Below are 26,266 nucleotides of genomic sequence, written 5' to 3'. Positions count from 1 at the left end.
GAACTGCGCGGCTTCAGGCTTAGAGCTGAAAGCGATGGCGATGGCGATGGCGATGGCAACAACATAAAGTCGCTGCGGTAAGGGGCCAGACAATAAAAAAGCCGCTTGCTCCTCGGAGCAAGCGGCTTTCTTTATCCGGCTGAACCGATCAGCCGACCATCAAGACTTCTGCTTCGCGCGAGCGAACGCATCGGCCAACGCCCCGCCGATCGGCGCCGCCGCCTTGCCCTGCGGCGCGAACGAACCACCACGCTGCGGCGGCTGGTCGCGACGTCCACCGCGATTGCCGTCGTTGCCACGCGCGCCACCGCGATCGTTGCGATCGCCACGGTCGCTGCCACGGGACGCGGCTTCGCCCGGCGGACGCGGCGCCGGCACCGGGTCGTCGAGACGGCGGGTCAAGGCAATGCGCTTGCGCGGCAGGTCGACTTCCAACACCCGCACCTTGACCACGTCGCCGGCTTTGACCACGTCGCGCGGGTCCTTGACGTACTTGTCCGACAAGGCCGAGATGTGGATCAGGCCGTCCTGATGCACGCCGATGTCGACGAAGGCGCCGAACGCGGCGACGTTGCTGATCACGCCTTCCAGGATCATGCCGACCTTGAGGTCGCGCAGTTCCTCCACGCCGTCGGCGAACTTGGCGGCCTTGAACTCCGGACGCGGGTCGCGGCCGGGTTTTTCCATTTCCTTGAGGATGTCGCGCACGGTCGGCACGCCGAATTTTTCGTCGGTGAACTGCTCAGGCTTGAGGCCGCGCACGAATTGCGGATCGCCGAGCAACTGCTTCACCTCGCGGCCGCACTGCTGGACGATGCGCTCGACCACCGGGTAGGCCTCGGGATGGACCGCCGAGGCGTCCAGCGGCTGTTCGCCGTCGACGATGCGCAGGAAGCCGGCGCATTGTTCGAAGGTCTTGTCGCCCAGGCGCGGCACTTTCAACAGTGCCTTGCGCGAAGCGAACGGGCCGTTTTCGTCGCGATGGCGGACGATGTTCTCGGCGACCGTGCTCGACAGGCCCGACACCCGCGCCAGCAACGCCGCCGAGGCGGTGTTGACGTAGACGCCGACCGCGTTCACGCAGTCCTCGACCCGCGCGTCGAGCGCGCGCGCCAGGCGGTATTGATCGACATCGTGCTGGTACTGGCCCACGCCGATCGCCTTGGGTTCGATCTTGACCAGTTCGGCCAGCGGGTCCTGCAGGCGCCGCGCGATCGAGACCGCGCCGCGGATGCTCACGTCCAGATCGGGGAATTCCTTCGACGCGAATTCGGACGCGGAATACACCGACGCGCCGGCTTCGCTGACCACGGCCTTGGTCAGTTTGGTTTCGGGCATCAGCTTGATCAGATCGCCGGCCAGCTTGTCGGTTTCGCGCGAGGCGGTGCCGTTGCCGATCGCGATCAGTTCGACCTGATGCTTCGCGCACAGCGCGCGCAGCGTGTGCAGCGACTGGTCCCACTGCTTGCGCGGTTCGTGCGGGTAGATGGTGTCGTGCGCGACCAGCTTGCCGGTGGCGTCGACCACCGCGACCTTGACCCCGGTGCGCAGGCCCGGATCGAGCCCGAGCACCGCGCGCGGACCGGCCGGCGCGGCCAGCAGCAAGTCCTTGAGGTTGTCGCCGAACACGTCGATCGCCTCGGCCTCGGCCTTTTCGCGCGCCTGGCCGAACAGATCGAGCAGCAGATGCAGATGCAGTTTCGCGCGCCAGGTCAGGCGGCAGGCGTCGAGCAGCCAGCGATCGGCCGGACGGCCCTGATCGCTGATGCCGGCGTTGAGCGCGACCCGGCCTTCGCCGTAGGCGTGGCCGGCTTCGGCGTCGCTGCCCGGGTCGAGTTCGAGGAACAGGATTTCCTCGCGGCGCGCGCGGAACAGCGCGAGCAGGCGATGCGAGGGAATCTTGGCCAGCGATTCGCTGTGATCGAAATAGTCGCGGTATTTCGCGCCTTCGGTCTCCTTGCCCTCGGCCACGCGCGCGCGGATCACCCCGACTTCGCTGAGCCAGGTGCGCAACTCGCCGACCAGGCGGGCGTCTTCGCCCCAGCGTTCCATCAGGATCGCGCGCGCGCCCTCGAGCGCGGCCTTGACGTCGGCGACCTGTTTTTCCTCGCTGACGAAAGCGGCCGCGAACTCCTCGGGCTTGCGCGTGGGATCGGCGAGCAGGCCGTCGGCCAGCGGCTCCAGGCCGGCTTCGCGCGCGATCTGCGCCTTGGTCCGGCGCTTGGGCTTGTACGGCAGGTACAGATCTTCCAGCCGCGACTTGGTCTCGGCCGCTTCGATGTCGGCGCGCAGTTCGTCGCTCAGCTTGCCCTGCTCGGCGATGCTTTCGAGCACCGCGGCGCGGCGGTCCTCGAGTTCGCGCAGGTAGTGCAGGCGCGTTTCGAGGTCGCGCAACTGGATGTCGTCGAGGCCGCCGGTGACTTCCTTGCGGTAGCGCGCGATGAACGGCACGGTCGAGCCTTCGTCGAGCAAGGCGATCGCGGACAGGGCCTGGGCGGTCTGGGCGCCGATCTCGACGGCGATGAGTTGGGCGATCTTCTGCGCGATGTGCGCGGACTGCGTGTTCTTGACTTGCATCGTTTCCAATCGTTTAGCCCCGCAGGCGGGGGACGTGGGGATTGTCGCAATGCTGAGGTGAAGGGGGAACCCGTTGACACGGGGCGGGAATCGGGAATGGGGAATCGGGAATCGGCAAAGCGGCGGCGTCGCGGTCGAGTCTCACGGGACTTCGAAGGCGGCATGACTGCTTTTCCGATTCCCGATTCCCCACTCCCGATTCCCGGCCCCCCAGATAAGAACCGCTCTCATCCCTCAGGTACAATAGCCGCCCCGCTCCACCCGAAAACTCCGGCAATGTCCTCCGCTTTTGGCACCGAGACGGTGCTGGACGTCCGTCACTGGACCGACGACTACTTCAGCTTCACCACCACCCGCGACGACGGATTCCGCTTCGAGAACGGCCAGTTCGTGATGATCGGGCTGCAGGTCGAGCAGGCGGACGGGTCGTCCAAGCCGCTGCTGCGCGCGTATTCGATCGCCAGCGCGAACTGGGAGGAGCAGCTCGAGTTCTTCAGCATCAAGGTGCCCAACGGGCCGCTGACATCGAAGCTGAAATCGATCCAGCCCGGCGACAGCGTGCTGATCGGGCGCAAGCCGACCGGCACCTTGCTGATCCACGACCTGCACCCGGGCCGCAATCTGTACCTGCTCGGCACCGGCACCGGCTTCGCGCCGTGGCTGTCGGTGATCAAGGATCCGGAAACCTACGAGCGCTTCGAGAACGTGGTGCTCTGCCACGGCGTGCGCAACGAGCAGGATCTGGCCTATCGCGACTACATCGTCAACGAGCTGCCGCATCACGAGTTCCTCGGCGAGCAGATCGCGGCCAAGCTCAAGTACTACCCGGCGGTGTCGCGGCAGGCGTTCGAATTCGCCGGGCGCGACCAGCGCGGCCGCCTGACCGAGATGATGGCCAGCGGCCGGATGATGGAGCAGTTGGGCATCGCCCCGCTCGACGCCGAGCACGACCGCGCGATGATCTGCGGCAGCCCGCAGATGCTGGCCGATTTCCGCGAGATCCTCGACGCCCGCGGCTTCACCGCCGCGCCGCGCATCGGCACGCCGGGCCAGTATGTGTTCGAACGGGCGTTCGTCGAGAAATGAGCGCTGTGGCCGGCGGCCGGGCGTGAGCGGGCCGCGAGCGATGCGGGCGGTGCGAGCGAGGATCGTCATGGCGTTGTCGACGCGGTATCGCGCGGGCGCGGCGGTGGCTGCATTCGTGCTGGCGTCGCTGAGTCTGATCGCGACGTCTTCGGCCTTCGCCGCCGACCCAGCGCCGGCGCGGTCGGCCGATCGATCCGCAACGCAGCAGACCGCCAGCGCCCAGGCCGCTGCGCCGACTGCGACCTCCGGTGCGTCCGCGGCCGCAACGCCCGATTCGAAATCCGGACGCGCCGCCCGCGCCGCGCCGCAGCGTGGCGATATTCCGCCGGATTTTCTCGGGCTGGATCGCGATGGGCGTCCGGTCAAGGTCAGCGATTACCGCGGCAAGCTGGTGGTGATCAGCTTCTGGGCCAGTTGGTGCGCGCCGTGCCGGCGCGAACTGCCGATGCTGTCGGCGCTGCAGGCCGGGGTCGGTCGCGAACATCTGCAAGTAATCGCGATCAATCTCAACGAACCCAGGCGCGATTTCGAAGCCTTCCTGAAGCTCAATCCCTCGCTGGCGATGAGCCATATCCGCGACAGCGGCACCGTCGCCCGCCATTACGGCGTCACCGCGGTGCCGAATCTGTTCGTGATCGATCAGCGCGGCGCGATCGCGCAAGTGCATCGGGGATATTCGCCGCAGCAGTTGCGGCAGTTCGCCGAGGAGATCGCGGGCTTGTTGCCGCCCGAGGCGTTGAAGCGCCCGGCCGCTACCGACAAGCAAGCTCAGTAGCCCGAGCGACAGGCCGGCCTGGCCTACCTGTAGGAGCGGCGCGAGCCGCGACCGCGACCTCTCGGCCACGACGCAAGCAAGTTTCGCGGTCGCGGCTCGCGCCGCTCCTACAGGGAGCACCGCAACCCCGTCAGCACTCAAGCCGCCCGCCGCTCCTGCCGCAAGGCGCCGCGATAACGCCGGCTGCACGGGATCTTGCTGCCGTCGTGCATGGTGATGCGCGCGTCGCCGCTTTCCAGCGGTTCGATTTCGCCCACGCAGTCCAGGTTGACCATGTAGCTGCGATGCACGCGCACGAAGCGCGCCGGGTCGAGCTGGGTCTCGATCGCGGCCATGGTGGTGCGCAGCGGGTAGTCGCGGCCGCGCAGGTGCAGGTTCACGTAGTTCGACGAGGCCTGCAGCCATTCCACCTCGCTGGCGGCGATCAGGAATTCCTTGCCGAGCTTGCGCACCAGGAAACGTTCGGGCCGTTCGGGCACGGCCGGTTCGGGAACGTCGTCCGGGGTCGTCAGCACGCTGGCCTCGCCCTGCCAACGCCGCATCAGCAGGCGGTAGCCCTCGATCCACAACACCATATAGGTATAGGAGCGCACGTCCTTGAGGTACTCGTAGACCAGGTTCATGCCCCACGAGCCGAAATCGTAGCTTTCGCCCAGGCCGACGTAGACCAGCTTACGGATCGTGACCATGCCGACCACGTGCGCGACCGACCAGACCACGCTGCCGAGCAGGTGCAGGGCCAGCGCGCGGCGCCAGGTGTCGATATGGAACGGGACCTTGCGGGTGTACCAGACCAGCAGCGGCGCCAGCGCCAGCGCGGTCACGCAGCTGCTGGTCTCCCACACCGCCGGCGCCCAGTGGGGGATGTCCAGGTCGAAGCGGTGGATGTCGATCACCGTGGTCAGGGTGCCGGCGATCGCGTTGACCGCGAACAGGATCACCCAGGCCAGCACTTCGACGGTGCGGCGCCAGGGCTGGTAGCGGTCCCAGGCGCTGGCCGGGGCGGCGACGCTGGGGTCGTTGGCGGGCGCGATCGAGGGGGGCGAGGAAACGTCGTGGCTCATGCGCGCATTCTCGCCTGCGCGGCGCCGTCGGCGGCAACCGATCGTCCCCGGGGGCCGCGATTCGTCCCCGCCGGACCGCCGCCGGTCACCCCGCGGTGTCGCGCAAACGCGCGCCGCCACAGGCTTTGCGCCACCTCACCGCCACGGACCCGCCCATGCAACGCCGGTACGACATCGACGCCCTGCGCGCCCTCGCCTTCGTCCTTCTGATCCTCTATCACTGCGCCATGTTGTACGTCGCCGACTGGGGCTGGCACCTCAAGAGCAGCCACCTGTCCGAGCCGCTGCAGATCCCGATGCTGTTCGTGAACCGCTGGCGCATGGACCTGATCTTCCTGATCTCGGGCCTGTCGGTGCATTTCCTGCTGCGCGGCACCTCGCTGGGCCGCTTCGTGGTCCAGCGCAGCTGGCGCCTGCTGCTGCCGCTGACTTTCGGCTGCCTGGTGATCGTGCCGATCCAGCCGTATGCGCAGGGCGTGGCCAACGGCTTGGTCGAGCCGGGCTTCGTCGATTTCCTGCTGCGCTATTACCAGTTCCAGCCGTGGCCCAAGGGCGCGTTCGACGGCTGGGAATACGGCTTCACCTGGAACCACCTGTGGTACCTGGCCTACCTGTGGGTGTACACGATCGCCTTCGCGGCCTTGCTTCCGCTGTTCCGCAACGGCTTGGGCCGGCGCCTGCTGGCCTTGTTCACCGGCCTGCGCGGCTGGAAGCTGCTGATCCTGCCGGCGCTGCCGCTGGCCGCGTACACCATGACCCTGGCGCCGCTGTTCGACGAAACCGGCGACCTGATCCACGACTGGTACCGCCACGCGATGTACTTCACCGTGTTTCTGTACGGCTATTGGATCGGCAACGACGCCGGCCTGTGGGCCGAGCTGACCCGGCTGCGCAAGTGGAGCCTGAGTCTGGCGCTGGGCCTGTTCGGCTTCTACCTGAGCCTGGTGCTGCTGATTCCCGAGGAGATTCCCGACTGGCTGCAGAACAGCGTGTGGCTGCTGCGCAATCTGTATGTGTGGTTCGCGCTGACCGCGATCCTGGGCTGGGGCCACGCCCTGCTCAACCGGCCTTTCCGCTGGCTGCCGTGGGCGACCGAGGCGGTGTACCCGTGGTACGTGCTGCATCAGAGCCTGATCGTGCTGATCGCGTACTGGATCCTGCCGCTGCATTTCGGCCCGATCGGCGAACCGGCGATCGTGTTGTTCGGAACGGTGGCGGGGTGCTTCGTGCTGCACGAGATCATTCGGCGGGTGCCGCTGTTGCGGCCGGTGTTTGGGTTAAAGGGCAAGCGCAGTGGCACGGCGCGCGGTGGTGCTGAGCGGGCCGCGACTGATGCAGCGGGTGTGGCGATGGGTGTTGCTCGGCCTGCGGCTGCGGATGGGGCTTGAGTCGGGGCTTGATTCGTGACGCCACCACAGGCTTCAGCGCTCTCTCCAGGCCGTCGTTCCCGCGAACGCGGGCTCCGCTTTACTTCGGCGTAGCCGAACATTCAGGGCCTTTCGTGCGAGAACGTTTGAAGTCACTGGATTCCCGCGTTCGCGGGAATGACGGTAGGTGGGTTCGACCAGAACTGAAACAAAAAGGCTTCGGCTGTTTGAGCCGAAGCCTTTCTTTCAACGCTGAACTTTCGAGCCATCCAAGCCGCTCAAACCACTCAAGCCAACGCCTTCTCGATATCCCCCGCGATCGATTCGGGCTTATCCGTCGGCGCATAGCGCTTGATCACCTTGCCGTCGCGGCCGACCAGGAACTTGGTGAAGTTCCACTTGATCGCATCGATGCCGAGGAAACCGCCCTTCTCGTCCTTGAGCCATTTCCACAGCGGGTGCGCCTTGTCGCCGTTGACGTCGACCTTGGCGTACATCGGGAAGGTCACGTCGTAGGCCAGCGAACAGAACTCCTTGATCTCGTTCTCGTCGCCGGGTTCCTGGTGGCCGAACTGGTCGCAGGGAAAGCCCAGCACCTCGAAACCGCGCGCCTGATACTCGCGCTCGAGCTTCTCCAGGCCGGTGTACTGCGGGGTGAAGCCGCACTTGGACGCGACGTTGACGATCAGCAGCACCTTGCCCTTGTAACGGTCCAGCGACTGGGACTGGCCGTCGATGTCGGTGGCGGAAAAATCGTAGGCGGTGGTCATGGCGGCGCTCGGTGTGGGTTGGGCGAACGATAGCGCGTCGGCGGTGACGGCGGGCGTCAAGGGGACCGGATCGGTGGCCGGCGTCGCACCCCGGGTTCGAAGATTCGCGGGGCCGTCACGGTTTGGATATGCGGTGGCGGACTCGGTTGTTGTGGGGTCGGGTGCGGGTTTGGGCGCGAGCTCGAGTTGGTAGCGGTTTAAATGCGGCTTCGGCCCCTGTTGTCGTCGCAGTTGTCGTCGCTGACGCTGGCACTGGCACTGGCGTTGGCAGGCCTTGGCGTCGACGTTGATTCGGCCTGTGCTGTTGCCGTCATCCCCGCGAAGGCGGGGATCAAGAGACTTCAGAGTCTTGTCGCGGTGAAGCCCTGGATCCCCGCCTTCGCGGGGATGACGAGCCAAAGCGGATCTGCCGCACTCTGGCGCACGTCGTACTTACGTTCGAACGATCGCGCCGCAGCCCCCGCGCGCCCGCCATTCCCAATTCCCAATTCCCGATTCCCAAATCTCGAATCCCCAATCCCCAATCCCCAATCCCCAATCCCCAATCCCCAATCCCGAAAAAACAAACGGCCCGCACAAGGCGGGCCGTCCGTCAAATCGCAACCCACTCGCAAATCAGAACGACGCCTTGAACTCCGCGCCCACGATGCGCGGGTCGTTGACGAAGCCGACCAGGTTGTTGAAGTCGATGCCGCCGACCGCGCGCACTTCGTCGAGGATGTTGCGGCCGTACAAGGCCACGTCGTAGCGGCCGTTGTCCCAGCTGTAACCCACGCGCAGGCCGCCTTCGAGCAGCGGCTTGCCGCGGAATTCCTTCGACTCGTACAGGAAGAAGTTGACGCCGCTGCGGTAGGCCCAGTCGGTGTAGACGTAGAACTCGTTGCCGTTGGCCAGCGGCAGGGTGTAGCGCGCGGTCACGTTGTAGACCCACTTCGGCGCCTGCGGCAACGGGTTGCCGTCGATCGCCGCCAGGGTCACGCCGTTGCGGACCACGGTCGGGTCGGTCACGGTGCAGCCGCCGCCGCAGGGCGCGACGAACAGATTGGCGTCCTTGATTTCGGTGTCGTTGTAGCTGGCGCCGAAGGTGACCATCAGGTTGTCGGTCAGGTAGGCGTCGAGATCGACTTCGAAGCCCTGGCCTACGGTCTTGTCGGCGTTGACCAGGATGGTCTGGTTGAGCGCGCCGCCGACCGCGTTGAGCTGCTGGTTGTCGACGTTGTAGCGGAACAACGCGAAGCCCAGGCGCGCGCGCTTGTCCCACAGGTCGGCCTTGAGGCCGGCTTCGTACGAGATCACCTTCTCGGCGTCGGCGACCGACGGCTGCGGCGGCACCTGGAACAGCAAACGGCCCTGGATGCTGGGCGCGCGGAAGCCCTTGGCGACGCGGGCGTACAGGTTGATATCGTCGGTGGCCTGGAACACGCCGCTGATATCCCAGCTGACGTCGTCGACATCGGTGTTGACCTTGAACGGGCCCGACACCGGCGCGCCGAACGGCGCGCTCTGCAGCACGCTGGCGCTGAAGTCCTTCTTGTCCTGGGTGTAGCGCAGGCCGCCGCGCAGCTTGAAGCGGTCGGTGACCGCGTACTCGAGCGAACCGAACGCCGCCCAGGCCTTGTTGCGCTGCTTCTGCTGGGCGTGACCGGCCTGCACGCCGCCGGCCAGGGTGTCGTAGTTCAAGCTGTCGACGGTGATGTCTTCGTCGAAATAGAACAGGCCGGCCTGCCAGTTCAACGGGCCGCTGTAGTTCGATTCCAGGCGGAATTCCTGGGTGATCTGGCGATGGTCGGGCAGACCGTCGGCCGATTCGGCGGTGAACGGAATGCCGGCCGGGGTGCTGCCGCCGGGCAGGAACACCGCGCCGACGCCGCCGTCGATGTCGCCGCGGCTGAGCGAATCGGCGGTTTCGTAACCGGTGATCGAGTACAGGGTCAGATCGTTCGACAGGTCCCAGCTCAGGCGCGCGCTCGCGCCCCAGGTGTCGAGCTTCTGGAAGTTGCGTCCGTCGATGCCGACCTTGTCGACGTCGAAGCCGTCGACCAGATCATTCGTGCCCTTTTTGAACAGCATCGCCCGGAACAGGCGCGCGGTGCCGTTGAGATGGCGCGCGTGCACGTTGAACAAGGCGTGGAAGGTGTCGCTGCCGTCGTACTGCAGTTGCAGGCGCGCGGCCGACTCGTCATAGCCTTCGAGCTTGGGGTTGGTGCGCGCGTTCGGGTTGGTGTTGTCGACCCAGTCGTCGCGGCGCTGGTACATCGCCGAAGCGCGCGCCGACCAGTTCGGGCCGAGCGGGCCGCTGACCGCGCCTTCGAAGTTGGTGGTGCCGTAGGTGCCGTAGGAAATCTGGCCGTAGCCTTCCAGTTCGCGGGTCGGCTTGGCCGATTCGAACTTGACCACGCCGGCCGGCGTGTTGCGGCCGAACAGCGTGCCCTGCGGGCCGCGCAGCAGTTCGACATTTTCCAGGTCGAACACCGGGAAGCCCTTGAGCAGCGGGTTCTCGAGCACGATGTCGTCGTACACCAGCGACACCGGCTGCGAGGCGTTCAAGTCGAAATCGGTGTTGCCCAGGCCGCGGATGTAGAAGCGCGGGAAGGCGCGGCCGAACGAGGACTCGATGTTGAGGCTCGGCAGGCGGCCGGACAGGAAGCGGATATCGCCGCCGCCGGAGCCGAGCACGTGCAGCTTCTCGCGATCGACGGTGGTGAGCGCGACCGGCACGTCCTTGGCGCGTTCGACCTTGCGCTGCGCGGTCACCATCAGCGCGTCGAGGGTCTTGGCGTCGCCTTCGGCGGGCGCGGCGGGCGCGGCGTCCTGGGCAAACACAGCGGTGGAAACGAGGGTCAGGCCGATGGCGAGCGCGAGAGCGTGGCTGCGCGGGGCAAGACGACGGGGAGCACGGGCGTGCTGGGACATGGTCGGGGTTTCTCGGTGGACGCGGCGCGTGGGGCGCCAGTGCTTGGGAAACCGCCGCGGCGTCATGCTCCCCTCGGGCATGGGCTGACGGCGATGGGCGATCGGACCGCCCCTTGGCGGTTCTGGCGCGGAGCTGCCCGCGCCGTGGTCGGCTCATTGACCGGCGAATGTTACCAAATCATTAAAGAGTCGGTGCTCGAATGGGCGGTGGCGCTAACTATCGCCCCGGCCCTCCATCACTGGCACCGCCCTCTCCCTCTCCCGCTTGCGGGAGAGGGCCGGGGTGAGGGCACGCGGTCCGGCCGAATTGCACCGCGACTCAATTGTTCCCTCACCCCAACCCCTCTCCCGCAAGCGGGAGAGGGGCTTTTGCATCGCTTACTTGGCGACCGTCACCTTCGCCGCCGCAGCAAACGGCTTCACCCCGAGCGCCTCATGCACCTCGCTCGGGTAGTACGCGGTGTCGCCGCGCAGCACCAGCGAGACCTTGCGGATGTCGCCGATGTCCTTGGTCGGGTCGCCGTCGATCAGGATCAGGTCCGAGCGCTTGCCGACCGTCACCGAGCCGCGGTTGTCGAGCACGCGCGCGACCTTCGCCGCGTTCCAGGTCGCGACCTGCAAGGCCTGCGCCGGGGTCAGGCCGGCGCGTACGTACAAGGCCAGTTCGTGCTGCAGGGTGAAACCCGGGACTTCGTCGGTGCCGGCCAGCAGCGGCACGCCGGCCTTGTAGGCGCGGCCGACGAATTCGACCAGCTTGTCGTAGGACTTGGTGTAACGCGCCGCGGTGGCGTCGTCGGGGATGTTCATCTCGGCCGAACGCCGGCCGCGCTGCACGTCCGGCGGCAGATGGTCCTCGATGCCGGCCACGATCGGCGACAACTCGCCGTCGCGCTGGTGCAGGAACTCGAACGTCGCCAGGGTCGGATCGATCGCGATCTGCTTCTTGGCCAGGGTCGCGATGAAGTCCTGCACCGGCTTGGAATCGAAATCCAGGTCGGCGGTCTTGTCGGCGACCAGGTAAAACCGCTGCAAGGTGCGCGTATCGGTCTTGTCGTCGACGAAGAAATTCAGCATCAGCTGATTGATGTGCTGGATCTCGTCGAAACCCTGATCGACCACGTCCTGCGCGCGCAGGAACGCCGGCACGTGGCCGCTCACCCGCATGCCCTTGCTGTGCGCGTAGGCGACGGTGTCGCCCAGCACCGCCTTCGGGAACGAGTTGTAGATCTTGATCTGCGGGTACCCGTGTTCGGAATACCAGTCGACCGCCTTCTTGGCTTCGTCGAGGTTCTTGATCACGAAGCCGTTGCGCGCCGAGTACTGGCTTTCGCCTTCGATGAAACCGGCCGGCACCACGCCCGGCGACATCAGCGTGCCGTCTTCGATCTCGCCGATCATCTGCTGCAAGGTCGCGTTGTCGTTGCCCATGTCGCGCACGGTGGTGACGCCCGCGGCGATGTTGAGGCCGCCGTCCCAGCGCGAGACATGCCCGTGCATGTCGAACAGGCCCGGCATCAGCACCTTGCCGCCGCCGTCGACGACGCGATCGGCCTTGAGCTTGGGATCGGCCTTGCCGACCGAAACGATCTTGCCGTCGGCGATCACCACGTCGGTGGCCGCGCCGAGGGTGGCGTGTTCGCTGTCGAACACGCGCACGTCGCGCAACACCGTGGTGCCGGCGAAACGATGGCCGAGCTTCTTGCGCAGGTCGACCAGCAGCTTGCCTTCGGCGGCTTTCTGCTGGGTTTCCAGGGCCGCGGCGTTGGCCTGCCAGCCTTCCTCGATCAACTGCAGATAGCCCGGATAGATCAAGGCGAACAGGCGCGGCTGCGCGTCGTTGGTGGCCCAGACGAAATTCGGGGTGAAGCCCTGCCCGGTCAGCGCCAGCAGCTGCACGGTCTGGGTCTTGCCGTCGCGCTGCACCTGCGCTTGGCCGAGCTTGCTCGAGCTCAAGGTGCCGTTGGGCAGCAACGGCAGCTTGCCGTTGTGCTTGGCCAACGCGCCGAGCGCGACCGAGATCCCGGCCGGGGTGCCCCCAAGCGGCGCGTACAGACCGACGCCCGGCACTGTCTCCTGGCCGGCGTCGGACTTGGATTTCCAGCTGACCTGATCGCCGTTGCGCTGGAAGCTTTCGTCGACCTTGGCGCCGAAGGTCGAGGTGCCCTGCACCGCGTAGGTGCGGTAGGTGCCGTCGTCGGCCAGGGTGTAGCTTTCCTTGAGCTCGGGCCCGCGGCCGTTGTCCTTGAACACGAACTCGACCGTGGTGGTGCCGTCGTCGGCGCGGGTCACGACCTGCTGGCCGGCCTGCTTGCCGCCGTCGACCAGGGCCAGGTAACGCGTGGTCTGCGCCGCCAGCGCGGTCGCGGCGAAGGCCACCGACAGGCCGGGAACCAGGCACAGCGCGAGCGCGAAACGGGTAACGGACTGCGGACGCGGGGATTTCATCGGGTGCGGCTCCGGTGTCGGATAAAGGAACGGGTGTGAAAGGGGACGGTCAATCGCCGGCGTGTGTGACCATCAGGACGTAACCGTCCGGATCGCTGAGGCGGAATTCGCCGTTGGGACGGTAGAACGGATAGGTCAGTTCGCCGGCGGCCAGGCCGGCGGCGAGCACGCGCTCGCGCATCGCCACCACGTCGTCGCAATAGACGTAGAACAGCACGCCCTGGACGCCGTCGTCGATCGGCGCGCCGGCCTGGACCAGCATGAATTCGGCGCCGCCGGGGCTTTGCATCCAGGCCCAGGTCGGGTCGTCTAGATCGGGCTGCTGGTGCAGCTCGGTCGCGTGGAAATCCAGCGCCGCGTAGAACGCGATCGCCCGCGGCAGGCTGGCGACGTGCAGCATCGGCACGAAGGCGCGCGCGACCGGCGTGGTCATGAGCGCTTCGCGGATCGGCGGTGAAGGATTCGCATCGCCCGCTCCCCGGGTGAAGGTCGCCGGAGTGTAAACCGCTCGCGGCGGCGTATCCGTGGGTGAATGGTCATGCCCCGGTCCGCGCATATCCGCCCAGCATCGGGCCGCGCGTCCTCGCCAAACCCGGCTTCGCCGTCCCATGCCTTTCGTCATGGGCTGGCCACGGCCCCATCGGGTAGGCTTCGGGATTCCTTTTGACGAGGTTCGTACCGATGAAGCATCCGCTCGCGCTGGCGCTGGCCGTGGCCCTGATCGCCACCGTTCCCGGCCTGGCCCACAATGCCCAGGCCCAGGCTCCCCAAGCCGCCAAGACCGATAAAGCCGTGACCAACGCCCCATCGACTTCGAACCCGTTCTTCCAGCAAAGCCCGCTGCCGCTGCAGTTCCCGCAGTTCGACAAGATCAAGGACAGCGACTTCGCCCCGGCCTTCGATCGCGGCATGGCCGACCAGATCAAGGAAATCGACGCGATCGCCAACAACCCCGAGGCGCCGACCTTCGACAACACCATCGTCGCGATGGAGCGTTCGGGCCAGATCCTCAGCCGTTCGGTGTCGACCTTCTTCAACCTGACCGGCACCGACACCAACCCGACCCGCGAGAACCTGCAGCAGGAATACGCGCCCAAGCTGTCGGCGCACCGCGATGCGATCTCGCTGAACCCGAAGCTGTTCGCGCGGATCAAGGCGCTGTACGAAAAGCGCGACACGCTGGGCCTGGACGCCGAGGGCGTGCGCCTGATCGAGCGCTACCACGCCGACTTCGTCCGCGCCGGCGCCAACCTGACCGAAGCGCAGAAGACCCGGGTCAAGGCGATCAACTCCGAACTGGCCGAACTGGGCGCGAAGTTCAGCAAGAACGTGCTCGCCGAGGTCAAGGATTCGGCGATCGTGGTCGACACCAAGGAAGAGCTGGCCGGCCTGTCCGACGAGCGCATCGCCGCCGCGGCCGAAGCGGCCAAGGCGCGCAAGCTCGAAGGCAAGTACCTGCTGACCCTGCTCAACACCACCGGCCAGCCGCCGGAAACCGACCTGACCAACCGCGCCCTGCGCGAGAAGCTGCACAAGACCTCGGTCGCGCGCGGCAGCCGCGGCAACGCCTACGACAACACCGCGATCGTGTCCAAGGTCGTCGCCCTGCGCGCCGAGCGCGCCAAGATGATGGGCTTCCCGAACTACGCCGCGTTCGTGCTCGACGACGAAACCGCCAAGACCCCCGAAGCAGTCAACAACATGCTCGGCCAGCTCGCCCCGGCCGCGGTCGCCAACGCCAAGCGCGAAGCGGCCGACCTGCAGGCGATGATCGACAAGGAACAGGCCGCCAAGGGCGAGAAGAGCTTCCAGCTCGAGCCGTGGGACTGGGCGTTCTACGCCGAGAAGGTGCGCAAGGAAAAGTTCGCGTTCGACGAGGCGCAGCTCAAGCCCTACTTCGAAATGAAGAACGTGCTCGAGAACGGCGTGTTCTACGCCGCCGGCCAGCTGTACGGCCTGAAGTTCAAGCAGCGCACCGACCTGCCGCTGTACCGCGACGACGTCACCGCCTACGACGTGTTCGACGCCAACGGCAAGCAGCTGGCGATCTTCATCGCCGACATGTACGCGCGCGATTCCAAGCGCGGCGGCGCGTGGATGAACTCCTACGTCGACCAGTCCGAACTGTTCGGCACGCTGCCGGTCGTGGCCAACCACCTCAACATCCCCAAGCCGCCGGCCGGCAAGCCGACGCTGATGACCTGGGACGAGGTCACCACCATGTTCCATGAGTTCGGCCATGCCCTGCACGGCATGTTCTCTAACGTGAAGTACCCCTACTTCTCCGGCACCAGCGTGCCGCGCGACTTCGTCGAGTTCCCCTCGCAGGTCAACGAGATGTGGGCCGACTGGCCGTCGGTGCTGGCCAACTACGCCAAGCACTACCAGACCGGCGAGGCGATGCCGAAGGAACTGCTGGACAAGGTCCTGGCCGCGTCCAAGTTCAACCAGGGCTTCACCACCACCGAATACCTCGGCGCGGCGATGCTGGACCAGAACTACCACCAGATCGGCGACGCCTCCAAGGTCCCGGCGCCCAAGGACGTGATGGCGTTCGAAACCGCCTCGCTGAAGAAAGACGGCATTTTCTACCCGCCGGTCCCGCCGCGTTACCGCACCCCGTACTTCAGCCACATCATGGGCGGCTACGCGGCCGGTTATTACGCCTATATCTGGTCCGAGGTGCTCGACGCCAACACCGTGGAGTGGATCAAGCAGCACGGCGGCCTGACCCGCGAAAACGGCGACCGCTTCCGCGCCACCTTGCTCTCGCGCGGCGGCAGCAAGGATGCGCTGCAGCTGTTCCGCGACTTCTCCGGCCACGATCCGCAGATCCAGCCGCTGCTCGAACGCCGCGGCCTGACCGCCCCGGTCGCTCCGGCCAAGGGCTCGAAAGAGTAAATAGTTCAGCCCCGCTGCGACGGTAATAACCCCAAAGGCCGTCCACCTGTCCGGTGGGCGGCCTTTTCTGCGTTTCAGGGCTCAACAAGGCACATAAAATCTGTTATCTCGATCTAAATATGAGGACTCATTTCCTCATTAATTCAATACTTTGTATAAACCCCGATCTATGTCACATTAGATTTCGAGGGAGCCCGTAACCTGATATTGGACATCGACCGGCACTGTTTCTACATAAGAAACAGTTGGTAGTTCGATCAAAACAGGGGACACCAGGATGGCCGCAATCAGCGCGTTTCAGGCCAGCAGTTCCACCAGTTCAGGCGCCGCCGGCGCCGATAACCGCAACGCCCGGCGCATCGCCGTGGTCGAGCGCGATCCCGACCTTCGCCAGCAGATCCTGCATTCGCTGCAGACGCGCCAGTTCGCGATCGTCGAATGCGCCAACGCGACCGCGCTGTACCGAAACCTGCTGACCGCGCCGTGCGACATCGCGGTGATCGCCAGCGACCTGCCCGACGACAACCCGCGCTCGGTCGCGCTGCATCTGCGCCAGCACTCCGACATCGGCATCATCGTGCTCGACGCCGAAGCCGGCTGCCATGGCGAAGCCGATTCGTACCACGAGATCGCCGACGCCTGTTTCGCCAAGCCGGTCGACCTGGACGGACTCGCCGCCGTCGTCACCGCCATGCACAGCCTGCAGCACCACATGCGCGCGATGCCGGCGCGCGCCGGCGCCGGCCAACCCGAATGGGAACTGGCGCTGGACGGCTGGACCCTGCGCACGCCCGAGGGCGCGTCGATCGACCTGAGCGCGCCCGAACGCAACGTGCTGCTGCGACTGGTCAACACCGGCGCGGGCGGGCATCCGGTTTCGCACGACAGCCTGATCGGTTCGCTGACCAGCGACGTCTACGACTTCGATCCGCACCGGCTGGAAATGCTGATCTATCGCCTGCGCAAGAAGGTCGCGTTGATGAGCCCGTTGCCGTTGCCGCTGCGCGCGGTGCGCGGCATGGGCTATCTGTGCACGATCGTGAGATCGAACAACTGAGTTGACATCGCATCGCGTCGATCGCGACGCGCGCAACGCGGAACGGCGGCCATTACGGCCGCCGTTTTTCGTTGTCTGAGCATCAAGCTGAAGCGTGAGCGGAGGTGAGTGTGTTGCACCCCGAGCCGCGCCTAGCCTGAATTCGCCGACGTACCGACCGTGCCAGCGAACACGGCAGTCACGGCATCAGGGGGAAAGGGGAACATCATCGCGGCCTCACGGCACGCTTGCACCGCTTCGACCACCACCCGTTCCGCCCCGGATGTCGATCGGCCTACCGCAATCGAATGACGGAGGCTGTCATGACCAGACGCAACCCGAACCACGGCAAGCAAACGCCCCTCGCCTACCCGGCGCCGGAACGCGCGCGACACATGCGCATCTGTCTGTTGAGCGGATGCATCGCCGTGGGACTGATGGGGTTGTTGCCCATCGCCGCGAGCGCGGCCGAACCCGAATCCGCGGTCAAGGCCGAGGTCGAAACCTCCGCGTCCAAGATCGCGGCCGACGACGCGGCCACGTCCGAAGCGAGCACCAGCGACGCGGTCCTCGACAGCGAAGCGCCGCTGCTGCCCTTGGTCTTCGACGGCATGCCGAACCGCTCCACCTGGAGTTCGGCCAGCGCATTCGACGACGGCGGCATGGTCTCGCCGATGAGCGTGATCGAACCGCCGCCGGCGTTGAACAACACCCTGCCCGGCATCAGCGCCTATCTGAGCAACTGGCTGCTGGGCAACGACTATCAAGCCTGCGGCCTGCTCGGCAGCGGCTGCCTGACCATCGACCGGGCGAACTTCAATTACTCGTATCTGTCGCTGATCCTCAACCTGGTGCAGGCGCCGAACGTGCTCGACCTGGACGGCAACCAGCCGGCCAATCATCTGACCCTGATCGGCGCGGTGCAGTCCGACAGCTACATCCAGTTCCAGGACAGCAACTACACCGGCAACAACAACAGCGCCTCGTGCGTGATCATCGGCCTGGCCTGCACCTGGCGCACCAACGCCGCGCAGAACAACCAGACCATCATCGGCGACGGCAGCTACGCCAACGGCTCCAACACCATCGTGATGGGCACCAACGCGCGCCATCAACTGCCCACCATCACCGCGGCCGCGGCCGGCTTCACCGGCGGTCCCGACACCAACTACGCCGCGCGCCTGGGCAATTCGGTGGTGATCGGCGACAACAGCTTCGGCAACGCCAATCGCCAGACCATCCTCGGCTTCGGCGCGACCTCCACCCACGCCAACAGCGTCGCGCTCGGCGCCGGTTCGAGCACGGCGGTCGGCGCGCAGACCGGCTACACCGCGTTCGGCCTGGTCGCGCCGCAGACGTCCTCGGGCGAAGTCTCGATCGGCGCGGCCGGCGCGACCCGCAAGCTCACCAACGTCGCCGCCGGCAGCAACGGCACCGACGCGGTCAATCTGGCCCAGTTGCAGGGCGCGTTGTCGACCGCGGCGGCCGATCCGTTCGCGGTCAAGTACGACGACCTCGGCGGTACCCCGGACTTCGCCAACGTCACCCTGCAAGGCGCGGGCGGCACGACGATTTCGAACGTGCGCGCCGGCCTGGTCAACGCCGGCAGCACCCAGGCGATCAACGGCGCCCAGGTGTTCACGATCAGCCAGTCCAACGCGCAGCGCCTCGGCGGCGGCGCGGGCGTCGCCGCGGACGGCACCGTGACCGCGCCGAACTACGTCATCGACGGCAACGGCTACAACAACGTGGGTTCCGCGCTGGCGGCGATCAACACCGGCCTGGCCACGGCGGACGCGTTCGCGGTGCAGTACAACGACGACGGCGCCGGCAATCCGAACTACGGCGCGATCACCCTGCGCGGCCCGGCCGGCACCGGCACCTTGATCGGCAACCTCGCCGCCGGCCAGATCGCGGCCGGCAGCCTGGAAGCGGTCAACGGCGGGCAGATCTTCGCGGTCGGCAGCGCCACCGCGGCGGTGTTCGGCGGCGGCGCGGCGTTCAACGCCGGCGGTACCTTCACCGCGCCGAACTACATCATCGACGGCACCGGCTATAACAACGTCGGCGCCGCGCTGGCCGCGCTCGACGGCGGCGTCAGCGGCGCCAACGCCTTCGCCGTGCGCTACGACGACGACGGCACCGGCAATCCCGACTACGGCAACATCACCCTCGCCGGCCCGGCCGGCACCGGCACCGTGCTCGACAACCTCGCCGCCGGCCAGATCGCCGCCGGCAGTCTGCAGGGCGTCAACGGCGGGCAGATATTCGGCCTGGGCACCTCGATCGCCAACCTGTTCGGCGGCGGCTCGGTGTTCAACGCCGGCGGCAGCTTCACCGCGCCGAATTATCTGATCGGCGGCAACACCTACAACGACGTGGGTTCGGCATTGAGCGCGCTGGACGGCAACATCAACGCCGGAAACGCCTTCGCCGTGCAGTACGACGACGACGGCACCGGCAATCCCGACTACGGCGCGATCACCCTGCGCGGGCCGGCCGGCACCGGCACCACGCTCGATAATCTCGCCAACGGCCAGATAGCGGCCGGCAGCCTGCAGGCGGTCAACGGCGGCCAGATCCACGATATCGGCGCGGCCGTCGCCTCGATCTTCGGCGGCGGTTCGCTGTTCAACGGCGGCGTGTTCGGCGCGCCGAGCTTCACCGTCCAGGGCGGCAACTACAGCAATGTCGGCGCCGCCTTCGCCGCGGTCGATGCCAGCTTGACCAACATCAACAACCGCATCGACAACCTGCCGCCGGGCAATCCCGCCGCCGATCCGCGCATCGCCATCGACGGCACCGGCAATGCCTCGGTCGCGGCCGGCTCGCGCGGCGTCGCGGTCGGCGCCAGCGCCAACGCCGGCGGCAGCCACGCCACCGCGATCGGCGGCGACAGCTACGCCGCCGGCGCCAACGACACCGCGATCGGCGGCAATGCGCGGGTCGAAGCCGACGGCAGCACCGCGGTCGGCGCCAACAGCAACATCGCCGCCGGCGCGACCAACGCGGTCGCGGTCGGCGAAAGCGCCAGCGTCACCGCATCGGGCGCGGTCGCGCTCGGCCAGGGCGCCCTCGCCGATCGCGCCAACACCGTCTCGGTCGGCAATGCCGGGCAGCAACGGCAGATCGTCAACGTCGCCGCTGGCGCGCAGGACAACGATGCGGTCAACGTCGCCCAGCTCAAGGCCTCGCAGTCGGGCACCGTGCGCTACGACACCAACGTCGACGGCAGCGTCAACAACACCCAGGTCACGCTCAACAACGGCGGCGCGTCGGTCAACATCCGCAACGTCCGCGCCGGCACCGCCAACACCGACGCGGTCAACGTGCAGCAGCTCAACGAGGGCGTGAACCGGGCGATCAACACCTCCAACCAGTACACCGACAACTGGGGCAACACCCTGCGTCGCGAGATCGGCCAGCTCGACGATAAAGCCAGCGCCGGCGTGGCGTCGGCGATGGCGGTCGCGGGCTTGCCGCAGTCGTACATGCCCGGCAAGAGCATGGCGGCGATCGCGGCCAGTTCGTTCCGCGGCGAAAGCGGCTTCGCGATCGGCATCTCGACCATCACCGAGGACGGCCGCTATGTGTACAAGCTGTCGGGCAACAGCAACTCGCGCGGCGATGTCGGCGTGACGATAGGCGCGGGCCTGGTGTGGTGAGCGACGTAGTGCAGTAAGCGATATGGACCGGTGAGCGCCGGCACGCGCCTGGTGCGCGCCCGGCGCGGGACCTCCCCCCGGCGATCCGCGAACACCCCTTTGCGGTCGCCAGGCCGCCCGGAGCGATCCGGGCGGCCTTTTTATCGCCCGGTGTCGCCGAGCTATGATCGACGGCATCGCGACCGCCATGTTCAGCCCATGATGTACGTCGGATTGTCCAAGCCCGCGGACCGCGCCGCGGTCGAGGCCGCGTTCGCGCGGCATGCGCCGGATGCGCGGCTGCAATGGGGCGAGCCCGCATGGGAGCGCCTGGGCGAGAACGATGCCGCCGACGTATTCCTGACGGTGCGGTCCAACCCCAGCGAGTTCCCGTTCCGCCTCGACATCCACGACATGTCCGGCCGCGATGCCTACGAATTGGGCCTGCAACTGGCGCGCGAGCTGTCGATCGCCCTGCAGTGCTCGACCGTCTGCGACGGAACCCTCCACGGTCCGAGCCAGGCGCCCGGCTGGTGCATCGTCTGGATCGAAGGCCGTGCCTTCCTCGGCGACGACTACGGCAGCGTGTTCTTCGATCACAGCGACGACGACAGCGAAGACGAACGCAGTCGCTTGGGACCGGTGAAGCTGATTCGTCCGCTCGACCTGTAAGCGGCCGCGCGCGGCCACCGGCAATGGCCGAGTCCCAGGCCGCGCCAGGTCCAGATGGCTTGGATTGGTCGGGAACGCCACCATTTCGGACACAGCCCCCCGCCACGATCCGGCCGTCCCGCGCATGAACACCGACGCATCCGCTTTACCCATCGACACCGACGCCGCGCAGGCGCTGCGCGAGTGGCTGCGTCCGCATCGGCGGGTGTTCGTGCTGACCGGCGCCGGCATCAGCACCGATTCGGGCATTCCGCATTACCGCGACGAAAGCGGTGCCTGGCAGCGCAAGCCGCCGATCGACTTTCGCGCCTTCGTCGGCGATGCGCGCGCCCGCGCCCGCTACTGGGCGCGCAGTTTCGTCGGCTGGCCCGGCTTCGCCAGCGCGCGGCCCAATGCCGGACACACCGCGCTGGCGCGCTGGCAGCAACGCGACGACGCCCACACCCTGGTGACCCAGAACGTCGACGGCCTGCACGCGCGCGCCGGCAGCCGCGATGTGGTCGACCTGCACGGCCGGCTCGACGAAGTGGTTTGCCTGGATTGCGGCGCGCGACGCGCGCGCGAGTCCTTGCAGGCCGAACTGGCGCAGCGCAATCCCGACTGGCGCGACCTGGGCGCCGCCGCGCTGCCCGACGGCGACGCCGATCTGGAAGGCCTGGCGTTCGAACGCTTCTCCACGCCGGTGTGCGAACACTGCGGCGGGCTGATCAAACCCGACGTGGTGTTCTTCGGCGAAAACGTACCGCGCGCGCGCGTCGCCGCGGCGCAACAGGCCTTGGCCCAGGCCGATGCGATGCTGGTGGTCGGCTCCTCGCTGATGGTCTACTCGGGCTTCCGCTTCGCCCGCGCCGCGCGCGAGGCCGGTTTGCCGCTGGCCCTGCTCAACCGCGGCGTCACCCGCGCCGACGATATCGCCACCTTGAAGCTGCAGGCCGATTGCGGCGCGACCTTGCAGGCTGCGTTGGGGTGAGCCGCATATCGCGGCAGAGCCACGTCAGCCGACTGTAGGAGCGGCGCGAGCCGCGACCGCGCATCCAGCGAGCGCAGCGAACGTGTCGGTACGCGGTCGCGGCTTGCGCCGCTCCTACAGGGGGCGAGCGCGACTTTCGCTAAGGCGTGGCGATCACGCTGCGATCAATGCGATGTCCAGCCAACTTTCGTCCGCGCCGGACGCCACATCGCGGCGACAGCGACACTGGCTCCCTGTAGGAGCGGCGCGAGCCGCGACCGCGCATCCAGCAGGCGCCGCGAACGTGTGGGTACGCGGTCGCGGCTTACGCCGCTCCTACAGGGGGCGTATGCGACGTTCGCTAAGGCGTGACGGTCACGCCGCGATCAATGCGATGCCCAGCCAACTCTCGTCCGCGCTGGACGCCACATCGCGGCGACAGCGACATTGGCTCCCTGTAGGAGCGGCGTGAGCCGCGACCGCGCATCCAGCAGGCGCCTCGAACGTGTCAGTACGCGGTCGCGGCTTGCGCCGCTCCTACAGGGGGCGAGCGCGACGTTCGCTAAGGCGTTACGGTCACGCCGCGATCAATGCGATACCCAGCCAACTCTCGTCCGCGCCGGACGCCACATCGCGACGATAGCGACATCAGCTCCCTGTAGGAGCGGCGTGAGCCGCGACCGCGCATCCAGCAGGCGCCGCGAACGTGTCAGTACGCGGTCGCGGCTTGCGCCGCTCCTACAGGGGGCATATGCGACGTTCGCTAAGGCGTGACGGTCACACCGCGATCAATGCGATACCCAGCCAACTCTCGTCCGCGCCGGACGCCACATCGCGGCGATAGCGACATCGGCTCCCTGTAGGAGCGGCGCGAGCCGCGACCGCGCATCCAGCGAGCGCAGCGAACGTGTCTGTACGCGGTCGCGGCTTGCGCCGCTCCTACAGGGGGCGAGCGCGACTTTCGGTAAGGCGTGGCGATCACGCCGCGATCAATGCGATGCCGGTGCGACGATCCGATTCTGCTGCAGAAATAATTTGCGCGCCTCAACCCCGATATCGGGCTGGTCGATAAAGAATCCCTGCACGCCCAGACCATACAACTGCAAAGCCTGCGCCAGCGCGCTCTGGTCGACGCCGTTGGCGGTCTGGGTCAGGAACGGCTCTTCGGCGCGCACCGTGTAGGGATGCACCTGCAATCCCAGCGCCAGCGCGCGGCCGAGCACGGGATGGATGAAGCCGGTGTTGCGCGTGCTCAGCAGCGCGCGGCCGTCGCCGTCGGCGTCGCGCTTGGCCGGCAGCGGCGCGCGCGGCATCAGGCTGGCGGTCGACGGGCCCAGGCCCGAAACGTAGTGCTGCTTCATCCACGCCAGCGCATCGGCTTCGGTCAGCGCCGCGAACGGCGTTTTGTCGTCGACGCCGCCCGGGATCGCCTGGATCAGGCCGCCATAGATCGCCTTCAGATCGGCATGGCGGCGCGCGTTGTAGACGAAGTCGTAGGGCCGGTCGCGCTGGAAATCGCCGTACAACTGCACCAGCGGCAGGTCGATGCCGGCCTTGGGCAGGATGCGCTGCTTGAGTTCGATCAGGTTGGCGACTTCGAAACTCTGGATGTACACGCGCCGCGGATCGGTGAAGCCTTCGCTGACCAGCGTCGCCACCAGTTTCTCGCCGAGCGAGATCCCGATCCGCGTGCCGTCAAGATGCTTGCCTTCGCTGGCGAACCAGGTCGGATGCTTGGTTTCCGGGTAGATGCCGATCGTGCGGCCGTTGCGGCTTTCCTGCCGCGCCAGCGCGATCACTTCCTTGAACGTGGCGATCTGGAATTGCCCGTCGAAGCGGGTATTGCCCGGGCGGATCTGCGGGATGCGTTCCTTGGCGCGCAGGGTCTTGAGTTCGGCGAGGGTGAAGTCCTCGGTGAACCAGCCGGTCAGGGTTTCGCCGTCGATGAGCTTGGTGGTCTTGCGCGCGGCGAATTCGCGATGGTCGGCGACGTCGGTGGTGCCGGAGATTTCGTTCTCGTGACGCACCACCAGTTCGCCGTCGCGAGTGGCGACCAGGTCGGGTTCGATGAAGTCGGCGCCCATCTGGATCGCCAGGCGGTAGGCCTCCAGCGTGTGCTCAGGCCGATAGCCGCTGGCGCCGCGGTGGGCGATCACGATCAGTCCGTGCTGGCCGAGCGCGGCGGCGGACGGCGGAGCGTCGGTCATGGCGGGGGTCCGGTCGAGGGCGACGGCGGCCAGGCTGGCGGTCAACAGCGCCAACGCGGCCAGGGCCCGGCGCGGTGCATGGGAAAGCGGCATGCGGGAATCCTAACTCGGACAGGCGAAGGACGCGCGGCGACGGCGCCGCGCGTCCAGTTTGGCCGGGTTGGATGACAATCGGCGCATCGACGGGATGCGCCGGTGACGTTGTCGCCGTGGAGTTTCCGATGCGGGCTCACGCGATGAGCCGGGGGTTATCGGAACTGTGTCGGCGCTTGAAAAGCGAATCTCCCCCAACCCCTCTTTTACAAAGAGGGGAGCCGATCTGAGCGATCTTGAGGATGCATCGCCCTGCTTATGGTTTACGCGCCGCGGCTACCCAGCATCCGCGCGCGGTGCGGCATACGGACCGAACCGGTCAGTGCCGGCTGATGCCGACGTCCTGGATGTCCACCACGCCGTTGGACACCGACATCATGATCCGGTCCTCGTTCTTCTTGCCGCTGGGATAGACCTCGATCAGGTTGCCGCCGCCCTTCCACTTCTGCGCCATGATCTCGCTCTGGGCGAGCAGGCCCAGCCACTGATTGATCTGATCGCCCGCCACCGGCGCGGTCTGGCCGGCCAGGGTCTCGATCTCCTGCAGCACCGCTTGAGTGGCCTCGGGGTCCTGCATTTTCTGCAGCTTCTTCGGGTTGAAACTGGTTACGTATTCGTACGGCATGAATGTCGACTCCCAGCCCCGGCGCGTCGCGCGCCGGGGCACTACGTGGTTGAGGTGGTGTCAGCCGCCGCTCTGCGGCTCTTCGCGCACCGAGAAATGCGTCGCGCCCGGCCACACGCCGTACATGTCGATATGGCGCTGCCCGGTCAGCCACTGGCCCAGCGGACGCGCCCAGCTGCGTTCGTAGGTGTCGCTGTTGATCACGCCCTTGAAACGCGCCTTGACCTTGATGTCGGTCGCGTTCAACGGAATGTTGCCGACCGTGCGCGACAGGCCGCCGCTGATTTCGAACGAGTCGTTGTGGGTCTTGTCGCCGACCTTGTAGCTCAGCTCGATCGCGACGATGTAGGTGCTGCCGAGCTGGTTGCTGAAGAAGATCTCGAACCCGCCGATCTTGCTGACCCAGTTCGGGATCAGCAGCTTGCCTTCGAACGAGGCGAAGGTATACGCGATCGGCACCGGGCCCGACGCCACCGTGTTGGCGTGATCCGGCCACAGGTGCTTGTCGATGCTCTTGGCTTTGCGCACCGAAGTGAACGAGCCCTTGGCGGTCGCGCCGCCGAGCATTTCATGCACCGCGCTGGCGCGGCCGGCGATCGCGAACGCCGAGTCCTTCGACTGCGAACCCACGTTGAGTCCGCTGTTGGCGTACAGCACACCGGTGATCACGCCGAAGCCCTGGGCGATCTCGCCGTTGCCGCCGAACCCCACGCCGGCCGCCTGCTGGGCCAGCCAGGCCTGGTTCTTCTCGACCTGGGTCAGCTCTTCCAGATACGCCTCTTCGCGCAGCGAGAACTCCGACGCGATCGAGCCTTCCTGCGACATCGACCAGCTGACCTCGACGCCCGCCTCGCCCTTGACGCCGGACTCGGGATCGGTGATTTCACCGCTGACGTCGGTCTTGGCCTCGGTGCGCGAGACCTTTTCCGACAGCAGCTGCCAGGAGTTGGACACCGGCAGACGCTTGACCTTGAGGTTCGGCAAGGTCTCGGCCACCAGGCGGAAGTCGCCCGAGTGCGGGTCGACGATGCCGATCGCGCCGGGCTGGACCTGCGCGTTGAGCGCCCAATTGCCCCAATAGGCCGGGCGGCTGCGCCGGATCAGCTCGGAAAAAGATCGGTTCCATTTTTCGTTCATTACTC

At 66.9% G+C, this 26,266-nt stretch carries 17 protein-coding genes; 8 read left to right on the top strand and 9 right to left on the bottom strand.

Annotated features, from left to right (window positions below):
- Positions 1–159: 159 nt before the first annotated feature.
- A complete protein-coding gene (locus IEQ11_RS09680) occupies positions 160–2,577 on the bottom strand; it encodes a Tex family protein (protein WP_191823649.1) in 2,418 nt (805 codons plus the stop codon).
- Positions 2,578–2,853: 276 nt separating this feature from the next.
- On the opposite strand from IEQ11_RS09680, the gene IEQ11_RS09675 reads away from it, so the two are divergent.
- The gene (locus IEQ11_RS09675) at positions 2,854–3,663 is read left to right on the top strand and encodes a ferredoxin--NADP reductase (protein ID WP_036112642.1); all 810 of its coding nucleotides are present in this window, start codon (positions 2,854–2,856) and stop codon (positions 3,661–3,663) included.
- Between the two features lie 67 nt (positions 3,664–3,730).
- Positions 3,731–4,438, top strand: a complete 708-nt coding sequence (locus IEQ11_RS09670) for a TlpA family protein disulfide reductase (RefSeq protein ID WP_191823650.1) — start codon at positions 3,731–3,733, stop codon at positions 4,436–4,438.
- A gap of 137 nt (positions 4,439–4,575) precedes the next feature.
- Here the strand turns inward: IEQ11_RS09670 and IEQ11_RS09665 are convergent, their stop codons facing one another.
- Complete coding sequence (locus IEQ11_RS09665) at positions 4,576–5,502, bottom strand: LytTR family DNA-binding domain-containing protein (RefSeq protein ID WP_191823651.1); 927 nt, start codon at positions 5,500–5,502, stop codon at positions 4,576–4,578.
- A gap of 155 nt (positions 5,503–5,657) precedes the next feature.
- Here IEQ11_RS09665 and IEQ11_RS09660 point away from each other — a divergent pair, with 155 nt between their 5' ends.
- Complete coding sequence (locus tag IEQ11_RS09660) at positions 5,658–6,890, top strand: acyltransferase family protein (protein WP_191823652.1); 1,233 nt, start codon at positions 5,658–5,660, stop codon at positions 6,888–6,890.
- A 266-nt stretch (positions 6,891–7,156) separates the two neighbouring features.
- On the opposite strand, the gene IEQ11_RS09655 is transcribed toward IEQ11_RS09660, so the two are convergent.
- The 4 genes from IEQ11_RS09655 to IEQ11_RS09640 form a co-directional block, all read right to left on the bottom strand.
- The gene (locus IEQ11_RS09655) at positions 7,157–7,639 is read right to left on the bottom strand and encodes a glutathione peroxidase (protein WP_191823653.1); all 483 of its coding nucleotides are present in this window, start codon (positions 7,637–7,639) and stop codon (positions 7,157–7,159) included.
- Positions 7,640–8,254: 615 nt separating this feature from the next.
- Positions 8,255–10,552: a TonB-dependent receptor gene (locus tag IEQ11_RS09650; RefSeq protein WP_191823654.1), complete on the bottom strand. Its 2,298-nt coding sequence runs from the start codon at positions 10,550–10,552 to the stop codon at positions 8,255–8,257.
- Positions 10,553–10,930: 378 nt separating this feature from the next.
- On the bottom strand, positions 10,931–12,997 hold the full coding sequence (locus tag IEQ11_RS09645) for an amidohydrolase family protein (protein WP_191823655.1): 2,067 nt from the start codon (positions 12,995–12,997) through the stop codon (positions 10,931–10,933).
- 49 nt (positions 12,998–13,046) lie between these two features.
- A complete protein-coding gene (locus IEQ11_RS09640) occupies positions 13,047–13,430 on the bottom strand; it encodes a VOC family protein (RefSeq protein WP_191823656.1) in 384 nt (127 codons plus the stop codon).
- 248 nt (positions 13,431–13,678) lie between these two features.
- Between IEQ11_RS09640 and IEQ11_RS09635 the strand changes: the two genes are divergently transcribed.
- The 5 genes from IEQ11_RS09635 (at position 13,679) to IEQ11_RS09615 (ending at position 22,220) form a co-directional block, all read left to right on the top strand.
- A complete protein-coding gene (locus tag IEQ11_RS09635; RefSeq protein ID WP_191823657.1) occupies positions 13,679–15,898 on the top strand; it encodes a M3 family metallopeptidase in 2,220 nt (739 codons plus the stop codon).
- Between the two features lie 277 nt (positions 15,899–16,175).
- Positions 16,176–16,955: a response regulator transcription factor gene (locus IEQ11_RS09630; RefSeq protein ID WP_052756177.1), complete on the top strand. Its 780-nt coding sequence runs from the start codon at positions 16,176–16,178 to the stop codon at positions 16,953–16,955.
- Positions 16,956–17,257: 302 nt separating this feature from the next.
- Positions 17,258–20,599, top strand: a complete 3,342-nt coding sequence (locus tag IEQ11_RS09625) for a YadA family autotransporter adhesin (RefSeq protein WP_191823658.1) — start codon at positions 17,258–17,260, stop codon at positions 20,597–20,599.
- A 213-nt stretch (positions 20,600–20,812) separates the two neighbouring features.
- Positions 20,813–21,250, top strand: coding sequence for a hypothetical protein (locus IEQ11_RS09620; RefSeq protein WP_191823659.1), 438 nt, complete (start codon positions 20,813–20,815; stop codon positions 21,248–21,250).
- Positions 21,251–21,374: 124 nt separating this feature from the next.
- On the top strand, positions 21,375–22,220 hold the full coding sequence (locus IEQ11_RS09615) for an NAD-dependent protein deacetylase (protein WP_191823660.1): 846 nt from the start codon (positions 21,375–21,377) through the stop codon (positions 22,218–22,220).
- 968 nt (positions 22,221–23,188) lie between these two features.
- Here IEQ11_RS09615 and IEQ11_RS09610 read toward each other — a convergent pair.
- The 3 genes from IEQ11_RS09610 to IEQ11_RS09600 form a co-directional block, all read right to left on the bottom strand.
- Entirely contained in the window at positions 23,189–24,499 is a 1,311-nt protein-coding gene (locus IEQ11_RS09610; protein ID WP_191823671.1) for a glycerophosphodiester phosphodiesterase family protein, read from the bottom strand.
- A gap of 319 nt (positions 24,500–24,818) precedes the next feature.
- A complete protein-coding gene (locus tag IEQ11_RS09605; RefSeq protein ID WP_036112661.1) occupies positions 24,819–25,124 on the bottom strand; it encodes a hypothetical protein in 306 nt (101 codons plus the stop codon).
- 60 nt (positions 25,125–25,184) lie between these two features.
- The gene (locus IEQ11_RS09600; protein WP_057921358.1) at positions 25,185–26,261 is read right to left on the bottom strand and encodes a hypothetical protein; all 1,077 of its coding nucleotides are present in this window, start codon (positions 26,259–26,261) and stop codon (positions 25,185–25,187) included.
- Positions 26,262–26,266 lie beyond the last annotated feature (5 nt).

The sequence above is a fragment of the Lysobacter capsici genome (assembly GCF_014779555.2).
In the GTDB taxonomy this organism is placed as follows: Bacteria; Pseudomonadota; Gammaproteobacteria; order Xanthomonadales; family Xanthomonadaceae; genus Lysobacter; species Lysobacter capsici.
The sequence above is the reverse complement of the archived record's forward strand: the minus strand, read 5'-3'. Positions and strand labels throughout refer to the sequence as shown.